Source organism: Enterobacter sp. BIDMC 26 (assembly GCF_000534435.1).
Lineage (GTDB): Bacteria > Pseudomonadota > Gammaproteobacteria > Enterobacterales > Enterobacteriaceae > Enterobacter > Enterobacter ludwigii.
Genome location: NZ_KI973182.1, coordinates 1,140,884 through 1,155,796 on the forward strand (window position 1 = coordinate 1,140,884; position 14,913 = coordinate 1,155,796).

The 14,913-nt window shown below is 53.8% G+C and carries 15 protein-coding genes and 2 tRNA genes; 7 read left to right on the forward strand and 10 right to left on the reverse strand.

Features of this window, described 5'->3' with window-relative positions:
- Nucleotides 1-67 precede the first annotated feature (67 nt).
- Nucleotides 68-547, forward strand: a complete 480-nt coding sequence (locus L462_RS17855; protein WP_020884350.1) for a GlcG/HbpS family heme-binding protein — start codon at nucleotides 68-70, stop codon at nucleotides 545-547.
- A gap of 35 nt (nucleotides 548-582) precedes the next feature.
- Here the strand turns inward: L462_RS17855 and L462_RS25040 are convergent, their stop codons facing one another.
- On the reverse strand, nucleotides 583-723 hold the full coding sequence (locus L462_RS25040) for a hypothetical protein (RefSeq protein WP_020884349.1): 141 nt from the start codon (nucleotides 721-723) through the stop codon (nucleotides 583-585).
- 125 nt (nucleotides 724-848) lie between these two features.
- On the opposite strand from L462_RS25040, the gene L462_RS17845 reads away from it, so the two are divergent.
- On the forward strand, nucleotides 849-1,631 hold the full coding sequence (locus L462_RS17845) for an MBL fold metallo-hydrolase (RefSeq protein ID WP_032678012.1): 783 nt from the start codon (nucleotides 849-851) through the stop codon (nucleotides 1,629-1,631).
- 72 nt (nucleotides 1,632-1,703) lie between these two features.
- Nucleotides 1,704-2,339 (forward strand): carbonic anhydrase, encoded by a 636-nt coding sequence (locus tag L462_RS17840; protein ID WP_014169762.1) that lies wholly within the window; start codon nucleotides 1,704-1,706, stop codon nucleotides 2,337-2,339.
- A gap of 28 nt (nucleotides 2,340-2,367) precedes the next feature.
- On the opposite strand, the gene L462_RS17835 is transcribed toward L462_RS17840, so the two are convergent.
- From L462_RS17835 to mdtK, 4 genes are all read right to left on the reverse strand, one after another.
- Nucleotides 2,368-3,963 carry an FAD-NAD(P)-binding protein gene (locus L462_RS17835; RefSeq protein WP_032678014.1) on the reverse strand — a complete coding sequence of 532 codons (1,596 nt, stop codon included), beginning with the start codon at nucleotides 3,961-3,963 and terminating at the stop codon, nucleotides 2,368-2,370.
- A 118-nt stretch (nucleotides 3,964-4,081) separates the two neighbouring features.
- Nucleotides 4,082-4,158, reverse strand: a tRNA-Val gene (locus L462_RS17830).
- A 4-nt stretch (nucleotides 4,159-4,162) separates the two neighbouring features.
- Nucleotides 4,163-4,239 (reverse strand) — tRNA-Val (locus tag L462_RS17825).
- Between the two features lie 153 nt (nucleotides 4,240-4,392).
- Complete coding sequence (mdtK, locus tag L462_RS17820; RefSeq protein WP_014169764.1) at nucleotides 4,393-5,766, reverse strand: MdtK family multidrug efflux MATE transporter; 1,374 nt, start codon at nucleotides 5,764-5,766, stop codon at nucleotides 4,393-4,395.
- A 225-nt stretch (nucleotides 5,767-5,991) separates the two neighbouring features.
- On the opposite strand from mdtK, the gene L462_RS17815 reads away from it, so the two are divergent.
- A complete protein-coding gene (locus L462_RS17815; RefSeq protein WP_020884345.1) occupies nucleotides 5,992-6,633 on the forward strand; it encodes a riboflavin synthase in 642 nt (213 codons plus the stop codon).
- 27 nt (nucleotides 6,634-6,660) lie between these two features.
- Here the strand turns inward: L462_RS17815 and cfa are convergent, their stop codons facing one another.
- Entirely contained in the window at nucleotides 6,661-7,809 is a 1,149-nt protein-coding gene (cfa, locus tag L462_RS17810) for a cyclopropane fatty acyl phospholipid synthase (RefSeq protein ID WP_014169766.1), read from the reverse strand.
- A 299-nt stretch (nucleotides 7,810-8,108) separates the two neighbouring features.
- Nucleotides 8,109-9,308, reverse strand: coding sequence for a purine nucleoside transporter PunC (gene punC / locus L462_RS17805; RefSeq protein ID WP_032678015.1), 1,200 nt, complete (start codon nucleotides 9,306-9,308; stop codon nucleotides 8,109-8,111).
- Nucleotides 9,309-9,423: 115 nt separating this feature from the next.
- Between punC and punR the strand changes: the two genes are divergently transcribed.
- Nucleotides 9,424-10,335: a DNA-binding transcriptional activator PunR gene (punR, locus tag L462_RS17800; protein ID WP_032678016.1), complete on the forward strand. Its 912-nt coding sequence runs from the start codon at nucleotides 9,424-9,426 to the stop codon at nucleotides 10,333-10,335.
- Between the two features lie 16 nt (nucleotides 10,336-10,351).
- On the opposite strand, the gene purR is transcribed toward punR, so the two are convergent.
- Nucleotides 10,352-11,377 (reverse strand): HTH-type transcriptional repressor PurR, encoded by a 1,026-nt coding sequence (gene purR, locus L462_RS17795; RefSeq protein WP_014169769.1) that lies wholly within the window; start codon nucleotides 11,375-11,377, stop codon nucleotides 10,352-10,354.
- A 297-nt stretch (nucleotides 11,378-11,674) separates the two neighbouring features.
- Here purR and L462_RS25045 point away from each other — a divergent pair, with 297 nt between their 5' ends.
- On the forward strand, nucleotides 11,675-11,764 hold the full coding sequence (locus L462_RS25045) for a cytochrome bd-I oxidase subunit CydH (RefSeq protein WP_032670423.1): 90 nt from the start codon (nucleotides 11,675-11,677) through the stop codon (nucleotides 11,762-11,764).
- Between the two features lie 163 nt (nucleotides 11,765-11,927).
- The gene (locus L462_RS17785; RefSeq protein WP_032678017.1) at nucleotides 11,928-13,094 is read left to right on the forward strand and encodes an MFS transporter; all 1,167 of its coding nucleotides are present in this window, start codon (nucleotides 11,928-11,930) and stop codon (nucleotides 13,092-13,094) included.
- A 38-nt stretch (nucleotides 13,095-13,132) separates the two neighbouring features.
- Here L462_RS17785 and sodB read toward each other — a convergent pair whose 3' ends face one another.
- Nucleotides 13,133-13,714 (reverse strand): superoxide dismutase [Fe], encoded by a 582-nt coding sequence (gene sodB / locus L462_RS17780; protein ID WP_020884341.1) that lies wholly within the window; start codon nucleotides 13,712-13,714, stop codon nucleotides 13,133-13,135.
- A gap of 122 nt (nucleotides 13,715-13,836) precedes the next feature.
- Nucleotides 13,837-14,610, reverse strand: a complete 774-nt coding sequence (locus L462_RS17775) for a C40 family peptidase (protein ID WP_014169773.1) — start codon at nucleotides 14,608-14,610, stop codon at nucleotides 13,837-13,839.
- Nucleotides 14,611-14,913: the final 303 nt, after the last annotated feature.

Here is a 14,913-nt window from a genome sequence, read left to right on the forward strand (position 1 = left end):
AACCGAATTACGCTTCATCGCGCGTCTGAGTACGATCGAACGGTATTCAATCATTCGAGGACGTGCGATGAAAAAAGTAATGATGGCAGCCGCGCTTGTCGCCGGTAGCGTAAGCCTGACGGCACAGGCCGACGCATTGAACCAGAAAAATCTCTCCCTGGCGCAGGCCAACGCGCTGGCGACCTCCGCCATTCAGGCCTGCGTAGCGAAAAACTACCAGGTGACGGTAACCGTGGTGGACCGCGCCGGTGTGGTCAAAGCGGTGCAGCGTACCGACAATGCCGGGCCACACACGGTAAAAGCCAGCGAAATGAAAGCCTATACCGCGCTGAGTGCAAAAAATGCGTCAGGCAAGGTTATGGAAGCCGCGCAGAGCAATGCCGGCGCACAAAACATGCGTGATATTCCGGGCTTCCTGCTGCTGGCCGGTGGTCTGCCGGTGAAAGAGGGGGATGAGGTGATCGGCGCAATAGGGATCGGCGGTGCGCCGGGTGGTCATCTGGATGAAGCGTGCGCGCAGGCGGCGATTGACGGGCTGAAGAAATAATATAAAAAAGCACCGGGTTTTCCGGTGCTTTATCATCAGATCTTGCAGGCATCACCGCAGTCGTCATCGGCGATAATCGACTGCGCTTTTTTATCAGCGTCGTCGAGACGTTCCGCGTTACGCTCTTCAGCTTCATCCAGCCCGTTAAAGACCAAGTTTTCGAGATCAATTTCCATATGGCACCTGCTTTGTTCGGTTTTTGATACTGGCACAGTATAGGGCAAAAAGAGCCGGCAATGTACCGCGCAGCACATAACGATAATCCCTGCCATACTCAGTGCTTTATCGCTGAGGAGAGCTCATGATTACACTGTGTAAAACCTGCGGTACCTCTTATGACGCAACGCCGGCGCGATGCCCTGTGTGCGAGGATGAACGCCAGTATGTTCCGGCCAGCGGCCAGGCGTGGAGTGATTTTGCGACGGTGACGGCCACACACAGCAATAAATGGCAGCAGCTGGAGCCGCAGCTGCTCAGTATCAAAACGGTGCCCGCTTTTGCCATCAACCAGCGCGCGCTGCTTCTGCGTACCCCCCACGGCAATATCCTTTGGGATTGCATTGCGAATCTCGACCCGGCAACCAGAACCGTCATCACGGCGCTCGGTGGCATCAGCGCGATCGCGATTTCACATCCTCACTACTACACCACAATGCAGGAGTGGGCCGGGGCTTTCGATGCGCCGGTTTACCTGCACGCGAACGATCGCGAGTGGGTTATGCGCGACAGCCCGATGCTCCACTTCTGGCAGGGCGATACGCTGGATATTTTCCCCGCGGTAACGTTATTACGTCTCGGAGGACATTTCGCTGGCGGAACGGTGCTGCACTGGCAGGAGGGTGGTGGTGTCTTGCTGGCAGGCGATATTCTACAGGTCACGCCGGGCAAAGATGCCGTCTCGTTTATGTGGAGCTATCCGAATATGCTGCCGTTGCCCGCCCGCAGCGTCGAAGACGTGACCGGGCGGCTGGTGGGGAAAAAATTCGCTCGCCTGTACGGCGCTTTTGAAGGGCAAAATATCCTGGCGAATGCGGATGAGATTGTGCAGCGGTCGGGCCAGAAATATATTGCTTGTCTGAAGTAAAGTCCGGTGGGTAAACTTTACTTGTGTGATCCCGATCATACCTAAACTAAAACAGATAAAAGAGAAATTGCTATGCAACATATTATTGAAGGTTTTCTCAGCTTTCAAAAAGAGATTTTCCCGCAACGTAAAGAGCTCTTCCGCAGTTTAGCGTCCAGCCAGAATCCCAAAGCGCTGTTCATCTCATGCTCTGACAGCCGTCTGGTCCCAGAACTGGTCACTCAGCAAGAGCCAGGACAACTCTTTGTCATTCGTAATGCTGGCAATATCGTGCCACCGTTCGGCCCTGAGCCAGGCGGTGTCTCCGCAACGATTGAATACGCGGTTGTCGCGCTGGGCGTGACCGATATTGTTATCTGCGGCCACTCCAACTGTGGGGCGATGAAAGCCATTGCCGACAATGCGGACCTCGAACCTATGCCGGCGGTTTCTCACTGGTTACGCTATTCCGATGCGGCAAAAGCGGTGGTTGAGAAGAAAACCTGGGATAAGCCAATAGATAAAGTGAATGCGATGGTGCAGGAAAACGTGTTTGCGCAGCTGAGCAACATTAAGACTCACCCGTCAGTGGCGGTGGGCCTGCGCAACAACGCCATCCGTCTTCACGGCTGGGTGTATGACATTGAAAGCGGCAAAATTCTTGCACTGGATAAAGAGACGAAAACCTTCGTCTCTTTATCCGATAACCCGCAGGTTTACTTCGAGTAATCCCGCGTTGCAGGGCACGGATGCCCTGTCAGTCATCACTGTACGGTAATTTCCTTCTTGAACCCGATGCGGTTTTCTCTGCGGCTTTTGCCATCGCCTCTGCTATCTCTGCACATTCCGCCAGTCCCTGAACAAAAGGGTGATCGTGCATCAGCCACGGGATTGCGCCAAATGCAATGCGTCCGCGAAGCGTTTCCGGCGCTTTTAACGTGTAATCCTCGCCAATATCCGGGATCTCATCGCCCGTCGCCTGTAGCTGTTTGCGCAGCGTCGGGAAGGGCAGATCTTTTGTTTTAAGCGGCTTTTGCCCGCGGGCATCAATAAAGACGTCGAAACGGTAGGTTGTTTCTTTTGTGGTGATGACCGTCTGCGCGCTGCCAATATCCAGCGTGTAATCATCACCCAGCGCCACAACGCTAATGATGCCGGCCTCACGAAGCGCGAGAAGCCTGCGAATCGACTGCGGGGGAATGGCGGCATAGTTGTCGATAAAGACGCGCGCCAGCCCGTTTTTAAAGCGTTCAGCGTCCTCCTCGGTAAGATGAGGAACCATCTCCTGAACCACTTCATGCAGCCGAAGCACGGTGTAGCGCCAGGCCACCGTGCGCCGGTCACGTTTGTTCCGCTCGACTTCAATCAGGTTCTCTTCAGCCCAGGTAAACGGACCGTGCTGTTTTCGATCCTCAAACCACGCTTCGCGAAGGCTGTCCGCCGTCTGCATGCGCAGCGATATTTTCTCACACCAGGCCGGGTCGGCGAGTTCAAGCTCTTTCACCATCAGGGCGAAAATGCGGTCAAGCAGACCGTCTGATCCTTTGGCGATTTCGGCTTCGAGTACCGATTCGGTTAATACCGACAGCGGTTCGTACGGAATAGGGCAGTAAAAATCGGCCTCTGGCAGAATCCCGGTCCTGGACATGAGTACAATTTTTAACGCTTCACTTCCTTTATCGAGGAGGAACGTGCCGTCGCGAAACTCACCGTGCTGCATCACCACGGCCATCGCCGCGTCCAGCCCGCTTAAGGATGTTCCCATAATACCGACGCGGCAGGGGCGGATGCGGGCATCCATCAACCCTGACCACGGGCTTGGGAAATACGCGCGCGTGGCTTCCTCTTCTTCTGGCCAGACATGCCCGGTGGCGATCACGGCGAGATCAAATCGTTCTGGAAACGGTGTGTCATTGACCGAAAGCGTCACGCCGGAGGAGGACGGGGCAACATCGGTGACGGTGGCAGACGTGTGGATCTCAACCTGAAATCCCCGCCTCTTAGCTTCCTGGACTATCGTCTGGAAACTGTCGCGAAAATACTCGCCCAGCAGAATACGGGGCAAAAACTGTCTGTCATGCAAGGTGGCTTTATCAACCTTAAAGCGCGCCAGATGGGCTTCACTCTGGCGCTTAAGCCAGTCGAGGTAGGTCATAAAAAGGGGCGGGATTTCAATGCTGGCAATGTTCGCCAGCATCAGGCGAGAGTTATCGTCGTCGTTGTAGGGCATTCCCACGCCAGCTTCGTCTGCCTGTTCAAAAACGGAGACAGAGAGCGGCAACGCGTTCTTAAGAAGAGAATAAAAGGTGTAAATCCCTGTAGGGCCGGAGCCGATAATGGCGATTTTCTTCATCGACAGTCTTCCTGTTTTTTTTCCATAAGAAAAGCGTAGCAGGAGAATAATGATGAAATTGGGGTATTAAGAAAAATCAGGGGTTAAGAAGAGGATTTGCACCATTTCAGGACTGAAATGGTGCGTCCGAGTGGACTCGAACCACCGACCCCCACCATGTCAAGGTGGTGCTCTAACCAACTGAGCTACGGACGCAGAATGGTGCGTTCAATTGGACTCGAACCAACGACCCCCACCATGTCAAGGTGGTGCTCTAACCAACTGAGCTATGAACGCAACGTGTTGTCGGTGACAACGGGGACGAATATTAGCGGCACAGCATCGTTGAGGCAAGAGGGAAAATGCATTTTTCTCTCTGATTTCACGCGATTGCTTTATTACCGCGCAAAGTGAAGAGAAAGTAGCCGCCAGCTGGCGGCTACTGCGTATTTAACGTGCAGCGCGTTGCAATATTACCGAGGATGACTGGCGTTGCAGGAAGCGCATGCGCAGCATCATCATAATTGCCGCAGAGGTTAAGCCGATGATAAAGCCCATCCAGAATCCTGCCGGCCCCATGCGGTCAACCACCAGGTCGGTAAGCGCCAGGATATAACCACACGGCAGACCCAGCACCCAGTAAGCGATGAAGGTGATAAAGAAGATCGAACGCGTATCTTTATACCCACGCAGTACGCCGCTGCCAATCACCTGTATGGAATCGGAGATCTGGTACACCGCGGCAAGCAGCATCAGATGGGATGCCAGCGCCACCACTTCCGGGTTGTCGTTGTAAAGCAGGGCAATTTGCTCACGCAGCGTGATGGTAAACAGTGCCGTACAGATGGCCATACAGACACCGACGCCAAGCCCCGTGCGGGCCGCCGTTTGCGCATCCAGCGTCGAACCTTGCCCCAGACGAAAGCCCACGCGAATGGTCACCGCTGCGGCAAGCGACATCGGCAATACGAACATCAGGGAACTGAAGTTCAGCGCAATCTGGTGACCGGCTACGTTCACAATGCCGAGCGGAGAAACCAGCAGGGCGACCACGGCAAACAGCGTCACTTCAAAGAACAGCGCCAGTGCAATCGGCAGGCCTAACTGCACCAGACGCGTCATGATGTTCCAGTCCGGCGTGCTGAACGAACGTTCATTGCGGATATCGCGCATTGAACGAGCACGTTTCACATAGGAGATCATACTGAAGAACATCACCCAATAGACGGCAGCCGTCGCCACGCCGCAGCCGACGCCGCCGAGCTCCGGCATACCGAAGTGACCATAGATGAAGATGTAGTTCACCGGAATATTCACCAGCAAGCCGATAAAGCCCATCACCATTCCGGGCTTGGTTTTCGCCAGGCCTTCACACTGGTTACGCGCGACCTGGAAGAACAGATAGCCTGGCGCACCCCACAGCAGGGCCCGCAGATAGCCGACGGCTTTGTCAGCCAGTGCCGGGTCAATATTATGCATGGCGCGGATGATATGACCGGCATTCCACAGCACAACCATTATCAGCACGGAGACAAATCCTGCCAGCCAGAACCCCTGTCGAACCTGATGGGCAATACGTTCACGTCGCCCTGAGCCATTTAGCTGAGCGATAACCGGGGTGAGGGCGAGCAGCAGGCCGTGGCCAAACAGGATGGCCGGAAGCCAGATCGAGGTGCCTATTGCCACGGCGGCCATATCGGTGGCGCTGTAGCCACCCGCCATTACCGTATCCACAAATCCCATTGCGGTCTGGGCTACTTGCGCGATGATCACTGGTATAGCCAGTGCCAATAACTGGCGCGCTTCATTCATGTACTTCTGCACGTGAACACCTTTATATTCTAGTTATTTGAGAGACTAAAAAGGCCGCCGTAACTGGCAGCAAGAAGAAAATGCAGGGGGGTGCCAGCTATTGTAGCGGGGTTTAGCTATTTATCTAGTGAAAAAATCGCCACAAAATGCGCTCCGCTGGCAACCTGTTTTTCCAACTGTTATTGTGGTGGGATTAAACGGTGTCACCACCGTCCGGAAAAAACAGGAGTTGTAAGCATGTTTACTGGTATTGTGCAGGGCACCGCCAAAGTGGTGTCCATTGATGAAAAACCTAATTTCCGAACTCATGTGGTTGAGCTTCCGGAATATATGCTTGATGGCATTGAAACTGGCGCCTCGATTGCACATAACGGCTGTTGCCTGACGGTAACCGAAATTAACGGGAACCAGATTAGCTTTGATTTAATGAAAGAGACGCTGCGCATCACCAACCTGGGTGAGCTGGTGGTGGGGGATACCGTAAACGTAGAGCGTGCGGCCAGGTTCAGCGATGAGATTGGCGGCCATCTGATGTCAGGCCATATTATGACCACCGCGGAAGTGGCGAAGATTGTCACCTCGGAAAATAACCGTCAAATCTGGTTTAAAGTGCAGGATCCTTCATTAATGAAATACATCCTGTATAAAGGATTTATTGGTATTGATGGGATTAGCCTGACGGTTGGGGAAGTGACGCCGACCCGTTTCTGCGTGCATTTAATTCCTGAAACTCTCCAGCGTACAACCCTGGGGGCGAAAAAACTGGGGCATCGGGTTAATATCGAAATCGATCCGCAGACTCAGGCGGTTGTGGATACCGTTGAGCGGCTGTTGGCGGCAAAAGAAGCCGCAATAATAAAGACCGCAGAAGAAGAATAAAATGAACCCCGGAAATCCGGGGTTTTTTTAGCGTGCGACCCGCAAACCGTGTTCTATCCCTCGGCTGAAAACAACCTGCCAAAGTTGAATATCACGCGCGCGAAAGGCGCCTGCGCAGGCATTGAGATAATAGCTGAACATCCGTTTAAACCGTTCAGAATAGTTGTCCGCAATTTCTGGCCAGGCTTCCTGGAAACGTGAATGCCATGCCATCAACGTGGTGTCATAATCCGCGCCAAAGTTATGCCAGTCTTCCATAATGAAATGAGGTTCACTGGCGTTAGCAATCTGGCGAACGGACGGCAAACAGCCATTCGGAAAGATGTATTTGTTGATCCACGGATCGACGTTATTGTCGGTGCGCTTAGAACCAATGGTGTGCAGCAGGAAGATGCCGTCAGGTTTCAAGTTACGGTCCACCACGCTGAAGTAGGTGTCATAGTTTTTCGGCCCCACGTGTTCGAACATGCCGACGGAGACTATGCGATCAAACTGCTCGTTCAGGTCGCGATAATCCTGAAGGCGAATATCCACATCAAGGCCCTGGCAGCGCTCCCGTGCCATTTTTTGCTGTTCAGCTGAAATGGTCACACCGACCACGCTGGCACCATAATGCTTCGCCATAAAATAGGCCAGACCACCCCATCCACAGCCGATATCCAGCACACGCATGCCCGGCTGTAGCTGCAGTTTTTCACAAATCAGACGCAGCTTAGCCTGCTGTGCTTCTTCAAGGGTTGAGGCCTCTTTCCAGTAGGCGCAGGAATATTGCATGAAAGGATCGAGCATGCGGCTGAACAGGTCATTACCGAGGTCGTAATGCTCCTTGCCGACGATCCACGCCCGTTTTTTGCTTTGCAGATTAAACAGCCGGGCGGAGGCGACACGTAATGTATCTTTCAGATTGCGGGGGAGCTGGTTTTCCAGACCGGCGCGTAAAACGCTGGAGAAAAACATATCCAGCCGTTCACACTCCCACCAGCCGTCCATATAACTTTCCCCCAGGCCTAACGATCCCTCTCGCAATACGCGTTTAAAAAAGTCGGGATGCTTAACCTGTGGATCGGATGGCGAAGATCCATTAATAGTGATGCCTGCACGACCTAACAGTTCACTGACGATCCGGGACCAGTTATCGTCCGGAACGCTGACTTCTTCTATACACGATGAACTCATAGCTTCTCCATCACCTTACTGTGATCAGAACCTTCAAACAGCGTAGACGCTTTTTATGGTTTGTGAGAAATCTCACGGTATTTCCCCGTGAGGCTAGTATCCGACGTAGAACAGAGGAAGGGAGATAACCCTTGCCGAAATGCCTTCCATGGTAAAACGGGAGCGCTCCGGCTCCCGTTAACACTTAATATTTATCGTATTTAATCGAACCAAATTTAGTATAGGCCTCAAAATTTGGTGATTCAATAGAAAATTCTTAGCAACCTAATCACTGATATTTAACATAATTTCTGGCGCGATTATGCATGCGAGGTTTTCACCTCTGTGCGGTCATCCTGCTCACGTTGTGCCGCTGACTGCATGCGGTATCCCAGAAGGGCCAGCGCAACCGTAACCAGCATGACGCTGGTGGTGGTCAGGAGCGGCGTGGCAATCAGCGCAGAGACCACCAGGCTTGCCAGGAAGCACAGACCCAGCTGCAGGGTATTCTGAAGCGCGGCCGCACGACCTGTTGCCTGTGGGAACGGACGTAATGCCTGGGCTACCACGATAGGGTAAATCGCACCGTTCGCCACGGCCATCACGCAGAAGGGAATCAGAATTTCTGCCAGACCTGCGCCCGGGATAAAGCCCACAGCCCAGGTGGCGATCACGCTCAGCGCGTAGAGTACCAGCAGCCAGGGCAGCATCTGCTGACCTTCCCATTTTTGCAGCGCCGCGCGACAGCCATAGCCCCCGACCAGAAACGCGATGGTCTGCGGGACATAGCTCAGACCGATGGCGGCCGGGCTGTAACCCATATCGTGAAGAATGAACGGCGAACCGGTCAGCCACGCGAAGAAACTCGCCGAGCAGGCGGCATAAATCAGGACATTACCGCGGTACGCTTTGGTGCTCAGCAGAGAGGTGAAGGTCACCGGTGTCGTGTCAGCAGGCGTCTCTTTCTTATGTGCCGCTTTGAGTGTGAATGCCGGGATCATCAGGACCAGCGTGATGGCAAACAGCGTAGCGAAAATGGCCTGCCAGTCGAAATGCGCCAGGATCCAGCTCCCGAGCAGCGGGGCGAGGGCAGGCGAAAGCCCTACCAGCGGCATAATGGTGGCGAAAATGCGGTTTGTACGGTTGGCCGGATAGTAGTCGGTGACCAGCGCCTGCCAGGTCACCGCGGCAGCACAGACGCCAACGGCCTGCACGAAGCGCAGTACCAGCAACCAGGTTGCATCGCGTACCCATAACATTCCCAGACAGCCGACGGCAAAGATAGCCAGCCCTAGCAACAGCACCGGTTTACGACCAAAGCGGTCAGAGAGCGGCCCCCAGAGCAGCTGCGCGAAGGCAAAGCCCGCGAGGAATAAGCTCAGGCTGGCGCTGATGGCTGCCGCCGGGGTCTGTAAATCTTCCTGCATTGCGGCGAAGGCGGGCAGGTACATATCGGTAGCTAAAAAGCCCAGCACGCTTAAACCACCGAGCCAGACTAAAAATCCTTTCCTGGGTTGCATTGTTTTTTTCTCCTGAGGGAGGCAGGTCTATGTTTGCGCAGAGTGTAGGGAGTGCAAAGCAGCTTGTGAAACGCTAATATTTGGCGAGTGCATTCAAAATTTTTGCAGGCAGAAAATGTGGTCAGATTATTCTCTTGAAGTGGTCGATGCTGTTGCACGCAACGGCAGCTTTAGCGGTGCAGCGCAGGAGTTGCACCGCGTCCCCTCGGCAATCAGCTATACGGTGCGTCAGCTTGAGGAATGGCTGGCCGTTCCGCTGTTTGAACGGCGTCACCGTGATGTGGAATTAACGCCCGCCGGGGCATGGTTTTTGAAAGAAGGGCGTTCTGTTATCAAAAAAATGCAGATCACCCGCGAACAGTGTCAGCAGATCGCTAACGGCTGGCGAGGACATCTTTCGATTGCCGTGGATAACATCGTAAAACCGGAACGTACCCGACAAATGATTGTCGATTTCTATCGCCATTTCTCGGATGTCGAATTGCGGGTATCCCAGGAAGTGTTTAACGGCGTCTGGGATGCGCTGGCGGATGGCAGGGCAGAGATGGCGATCGGTGCCACGCAGGCGATCCCGGTTGGGGGACGCTTTGCCTTTCGCGACATGGGCATGCTCAGCTGGAAATGTGTGGTGGCAAGCGATCATCCGCTGGCTGACCTGGACGGGCCGCTCAGCGACGAAACGCTCCGTAACTGGCCATCGTTGGTTCTTGAAGATACCTCGCGTTCGTTGCCCAAACGCATTACCTGGCTGCTGGATAACCAGCGACGGGTGGTTGCGCCGGACTGGGAATCCTCAGCAACATGCCTCAGCGCCGGGCTGTGCGTTGCCATGGTCCCTGGCCATTTTGCGCGGCCCCGAATCGACACCGGTGAATGGGTTGAACTGACGCTGGAAAATCCTTTTCCGGATGCGGCCTGTTGCCTCACCTGGCAACAAAGTGATGTGTCGCCCGCAATGGCCTGGCTTCTGGATTACCTGGGAGACAGTGAGACGCTTAACCGGGAATGGCTACGGGAGCCAGTATAACTGGCCCCGTAAAAGATTAACGACGATAGTCGCGGAACGGACCATCCGCAACGGAACGGCGTTCGATAAGACGCGGGTGAACTTCAATGGACTGAGACTCTTCACGCTTGTTGACGATCCTGTCCATCAGCATATTGAAGGCCGTTTCACCCAGCGAGTCTTTTGGCTGGTGGATGGTGGTCAGCGCCGGGGTAAAGAAGCGCGCGTTGCGCACGTTGTCATACCCGATCACGGAAATGTCCTGCGGCACGCGCAAACCCAGTTCATCGGCGGCACAGAGAGCACCCATTGCCATAATGTCACCGCCACAGAAAACGGCTGTCGGGCGATGCGACTGGGAGACAATCTGCTGCATCGCGCGGTAACCGGATTCCGGTTCAAAGTCACCCTGCACGATCCAGTTTTCCGGCACGGTAATCAGCGCCTCTTCCATTGCTTTCATAAACCCGGCCAGACGTCCGGCACCGGTGTTGCGCTCCAGTGGACCCGGGATCACACCAATCTCGCGGTGACCACGTTCAATCAGATAACGGCCTGCCATATAGCCGCCTTCAAACGCGTTATCGATGACGGAGTCGGTGAAGTCTGCACGTGCTTCGCCCCAGTCCATGACCACCATAGGAATATGGCGGTACTCTTCCAGCATGGAAAGCACGGACTCCGGATACTCTGAACACATCACCAGCAGGCCATCCACACGCTTTTGCGCCATCATGGAGAGATAAGCGCGCTGTTTTTCAATGCTGTTCCACGCGTTGCCCAGAATAAGGGTATAGCCTTTCTGGAAGCAGTTTTTCTCGACCGCTTCAATGATCTCGGCAAAATAGGCCGCTTCACTGCTGGTTGCCAGCAAACCAATGGATTTGGTGTGATTAACTTTGAGGCTGCGCGCCACCGCACTCGGTGAATAGTGTAATTCTTTGATTGCCGCCCAGACGGCGTTGCGCGTCTCTTCCGCCACAAAGCGGGTTTTGTTAATTACATGTGATACGGTTGTAGTGGAAACGTTTGCGCGTTTTGCTACGTCTTTAATTGTTGCCATTAAATGTCACTCCAGACCATATCCTAAACTCCTGAAAAACTTGAAGGTAAACGTTTGCCTTCTCTCACCCTTATCACGCAATCTTGAATTGCGGCACGCCGGGAAAACGACACAGGACGTCAGGAGGGGGTCAATGGCCGGTACGCTAATAAATTTAGCGTGGAATTTTGTCCTATCTTGATGAAAAGGGGAAGAGCTAAAGTGGTTATCAGTTTAAATCCAGGAAGATTTTTGAACTAAACTGTGTAAAAATGAGCAGGCTCACTTTTCGTGGGGAGATTAAAAGGAGAAAAATTGATGAGCTACGATCTGAAGTTTTCGCTGGTGACCACCGTTATTGTACTGGCTCTGATTGTTGCGGCGGGTCTGACGGCTGCATTGCACTGATTTACACGGAGGGAGAGCTCTCTCCCTCTCAGTTTTCCTGATTGTTACGCCTGCGGCAAAAATCTTTTGCCAATTTGTTAACTTCTCATTTTTTGTGATTGATGTCATGCTTTCGGCTTCTTTGTTCTGTGTCACGACATGACACGGCATCCGGAGTTGACGCATGAAAATCAATTTTCCCCTGCTTGCCCTGGCGATTGGCGCTTTTGGGATTGGCACCACTGAATTCTCCCCGATGGGGTTACTGCCTGTTATCGCCCGGGGCGTGGATGTTTCTATCCCGGCGGCCGGGATGCTCATCAGCGCCTACGCCATTGGCGTGATGGTGGGGGCACCGCTCATGACGCTTCTGCTTTCACACCGCGCGCGCCGCAATGCGCTGATTTTCCTGATGGCGATATTTACGCTGGGCAACGTGCTCTCCGCCATTGCTCCGGATTACACCACCCTGATGTTGTCCCGCATTCTGACCAGTCTTAACCACGGCGCGTTCTTTGGGCTGGGATCGGTTGTGGCCGCAAGCGTGGTGCCAAAACACAAGCAGGCGAGTGCCGTGGCAACCATGTTTATGGGTCTGACGATTGCCAACATTGGCGGTGTACCTGCCGCAACCTGGCTGGGTGAGGCGATCGGCTGGCGCATGTCGTTCCTGGCGACGGCCGTGCTGGGTGTTATCGCCATGGTGGCGTTGTACTTCTCCTTGCCGAAAGGCAGCGCTGGTGAACGTCCTGACGTCCGCAAAGAGCTGTCGGTACTGATGCGTCCGCAGGTGCTCTCCGCACTGTTGACCACCGTACTGGGGGCGGGTGCCATGTTTACCCTGTACACCTATATTTCACCGGTGTTGCACGATATCACCCACGCGACGCCTCTCTTTGTGACCGCGATGCTGGTGCTGATTGGTGTCGGGTTCTCTATTGGCAACTATCTCGGCGGGAAATTCGCCGATCGTTCCGTGAGCGGGACGCTGAAAGGCTTTTTAACGCTGCTGATTGTCATCATGATCGCCATTCCGTGGCTGGCGCGTAATGAAGTCGGGGCGGCGATGGCGATGGTTGTCTGGGGGGCTGCGACCTTTGCCGTGGTTCCGCCGCTGCAGATGCGCGTGATGCGCGTTGCCCATGAGGCACCGGGTCTCTCGTCGTCGGTCAATATTGGCGCGTTTAACCTTGGCAATGCGCTCGGTGCCGCTGCCGGTGGTGCCGTCATTTCTGGTGGCCTGGGATACAGCTTTGTGCCGGTGATGGGGGCGATAATTGCCGCGCTCGGCCTGCTGTTAGTAATGATGTCTGGCCGTAAACAGCCGGAAGCAGCGTGCGTTGCTGAATAATGAAAAAACGCAGAAGGGCAAACCCTTCTGCGTGTCTCTTACGCGGCGAAGTTCTTCGCCACAAACGCCCAGTTAACCAGTGCCCAGAAGTGCTCCAGGTAGTTCGGGCGCGCGTTACGGTAATCAATGTAGTAAGCGTGTTCCCAGACGTCCACGGTCATCAGCGGCGTTGCGCTGGTGGTCAGTGGCGTACCCGCGTTCGAGGTGGAAACGATAGCCAGTTTGCCATCCGCGTCTTTCACCAGCCACGTCCAGCCAGAACCGAAGTTCTTGACTGCAGCATCCGTAAACTTCGCTTTAAAATCAGCAAAGCTGCCAAATGCCGCGTTAATCGCGCCAGCCAGTTCACCCGTAGGTTCGCCGCCTGCATTCGGTGCCAGGCAGTGCCAGTAGAAGGTGTGGTTCCACACCTGAGCGGCATTGTTAAAGACACCGCCCTCTGAACTGCGGACGATCTCTTCCAGCGTTTTGCCTTCAAAATCGGTGCCCTTGATCAGGTTGTTCAGATTGGTGACGTACGTCTGGTGATGTTTGCCGTAGTGATACTCCAGGGTTTCCGCAGAAATGTGCGGGGCCAGGGCGTCTTTTGCATATGGTAGTGCAGGTAATTCGAACGACATTGCTTCTCTCCTTATTGTTTTTTATGTTGCCAATAACCACACAGACAACAGGGACAGAATAGCAAATTGAAAGGGTATGCAAAAGAGGAACTTACCCTGCCACGGCTGTGGCAGGGCAGGGGTTAGCGAATGGTTTTTGGCGTCATCACGCGGCGTGCGCCGACATAGTGACGTACCCAGTAGTCTTCACTGAGAGAGGTTATCTGGATGTCCTGGCCGCTACGTGGGGACTGGATAAATTTCCCGTTGCCTACATATACGCCAACGTGGTCAGCCGTGCCGCGCCCCTGAGTGCGGAAGAAGACGAGATCGCCATTCTCCAGTTCACCGCGGTTGACCGGTGACGCGTCGCGCAGGTGATACATCTCATTGGCGGTACGTGGAATTCGGAACTTCACCAGATCTTTATAGGCGTAATAGACGAGGCCACTGCAGTCGAAACCGGTACGCGGTGAGCTGCCGCCCCAGCGATAGGGTTTGCCAATCTGCCCCATCAGTTTGTTCAACGCCGTTTTTTGCGCTTTCTGTACGCGAACCTTATGCACTTCCGCTATTTTCGTGACCTTCGTGCATTTCGCTTTATGACCTTTGCGGGGGATGCATTTTTCCGTCACGAGATTAGCTGCAGTTTGCGAGGCTTTGCTTTTGGTTGCGTGGGCAGTGCGGGAAGGTTTTGTTTTCGTCTTGCTGGAGGCGGTCTTTTTAGTCTGGGTGGTGGTCTTTTTCTTGTCGTTCTTGCTGGTGGTTTTTTTCTTACGGTCTGTGGTTTTGGCCAGATGCGTTTTTTGTACAGCAGAGTGCCGCGCCTGTTGAGAGGCGTTCGCCACTGGCGTGAAAGTGAGTGTTGTAAACAGTAAAGCACAGAGCGTGATCGAGATTTTATTTATCCGCGCCACTGGGCAGTCCCCTGATAAATGCAGGTCATCAATAATACCCGCGAATGATTTACAAAGCCCGTCGATTCTAATCTATAAAAACCCGATAAGTTAATAGCATTTTTCAATCTACAATCCTGTTTCGTTAGCAAGTGCAAAAAAATTCATCAATCTGTCGCACTATTGTTCACTCCCTAAACAAAACCCTGAGTGCCGCAGGGTTAAACACCATTTGCAATGCAACTTTTCATCACTCGCGGTAAAATAAGAAAGACGTGACAAAAATGTTATTTTCCGATGGCAGTCTGAACCGCTACAATGACA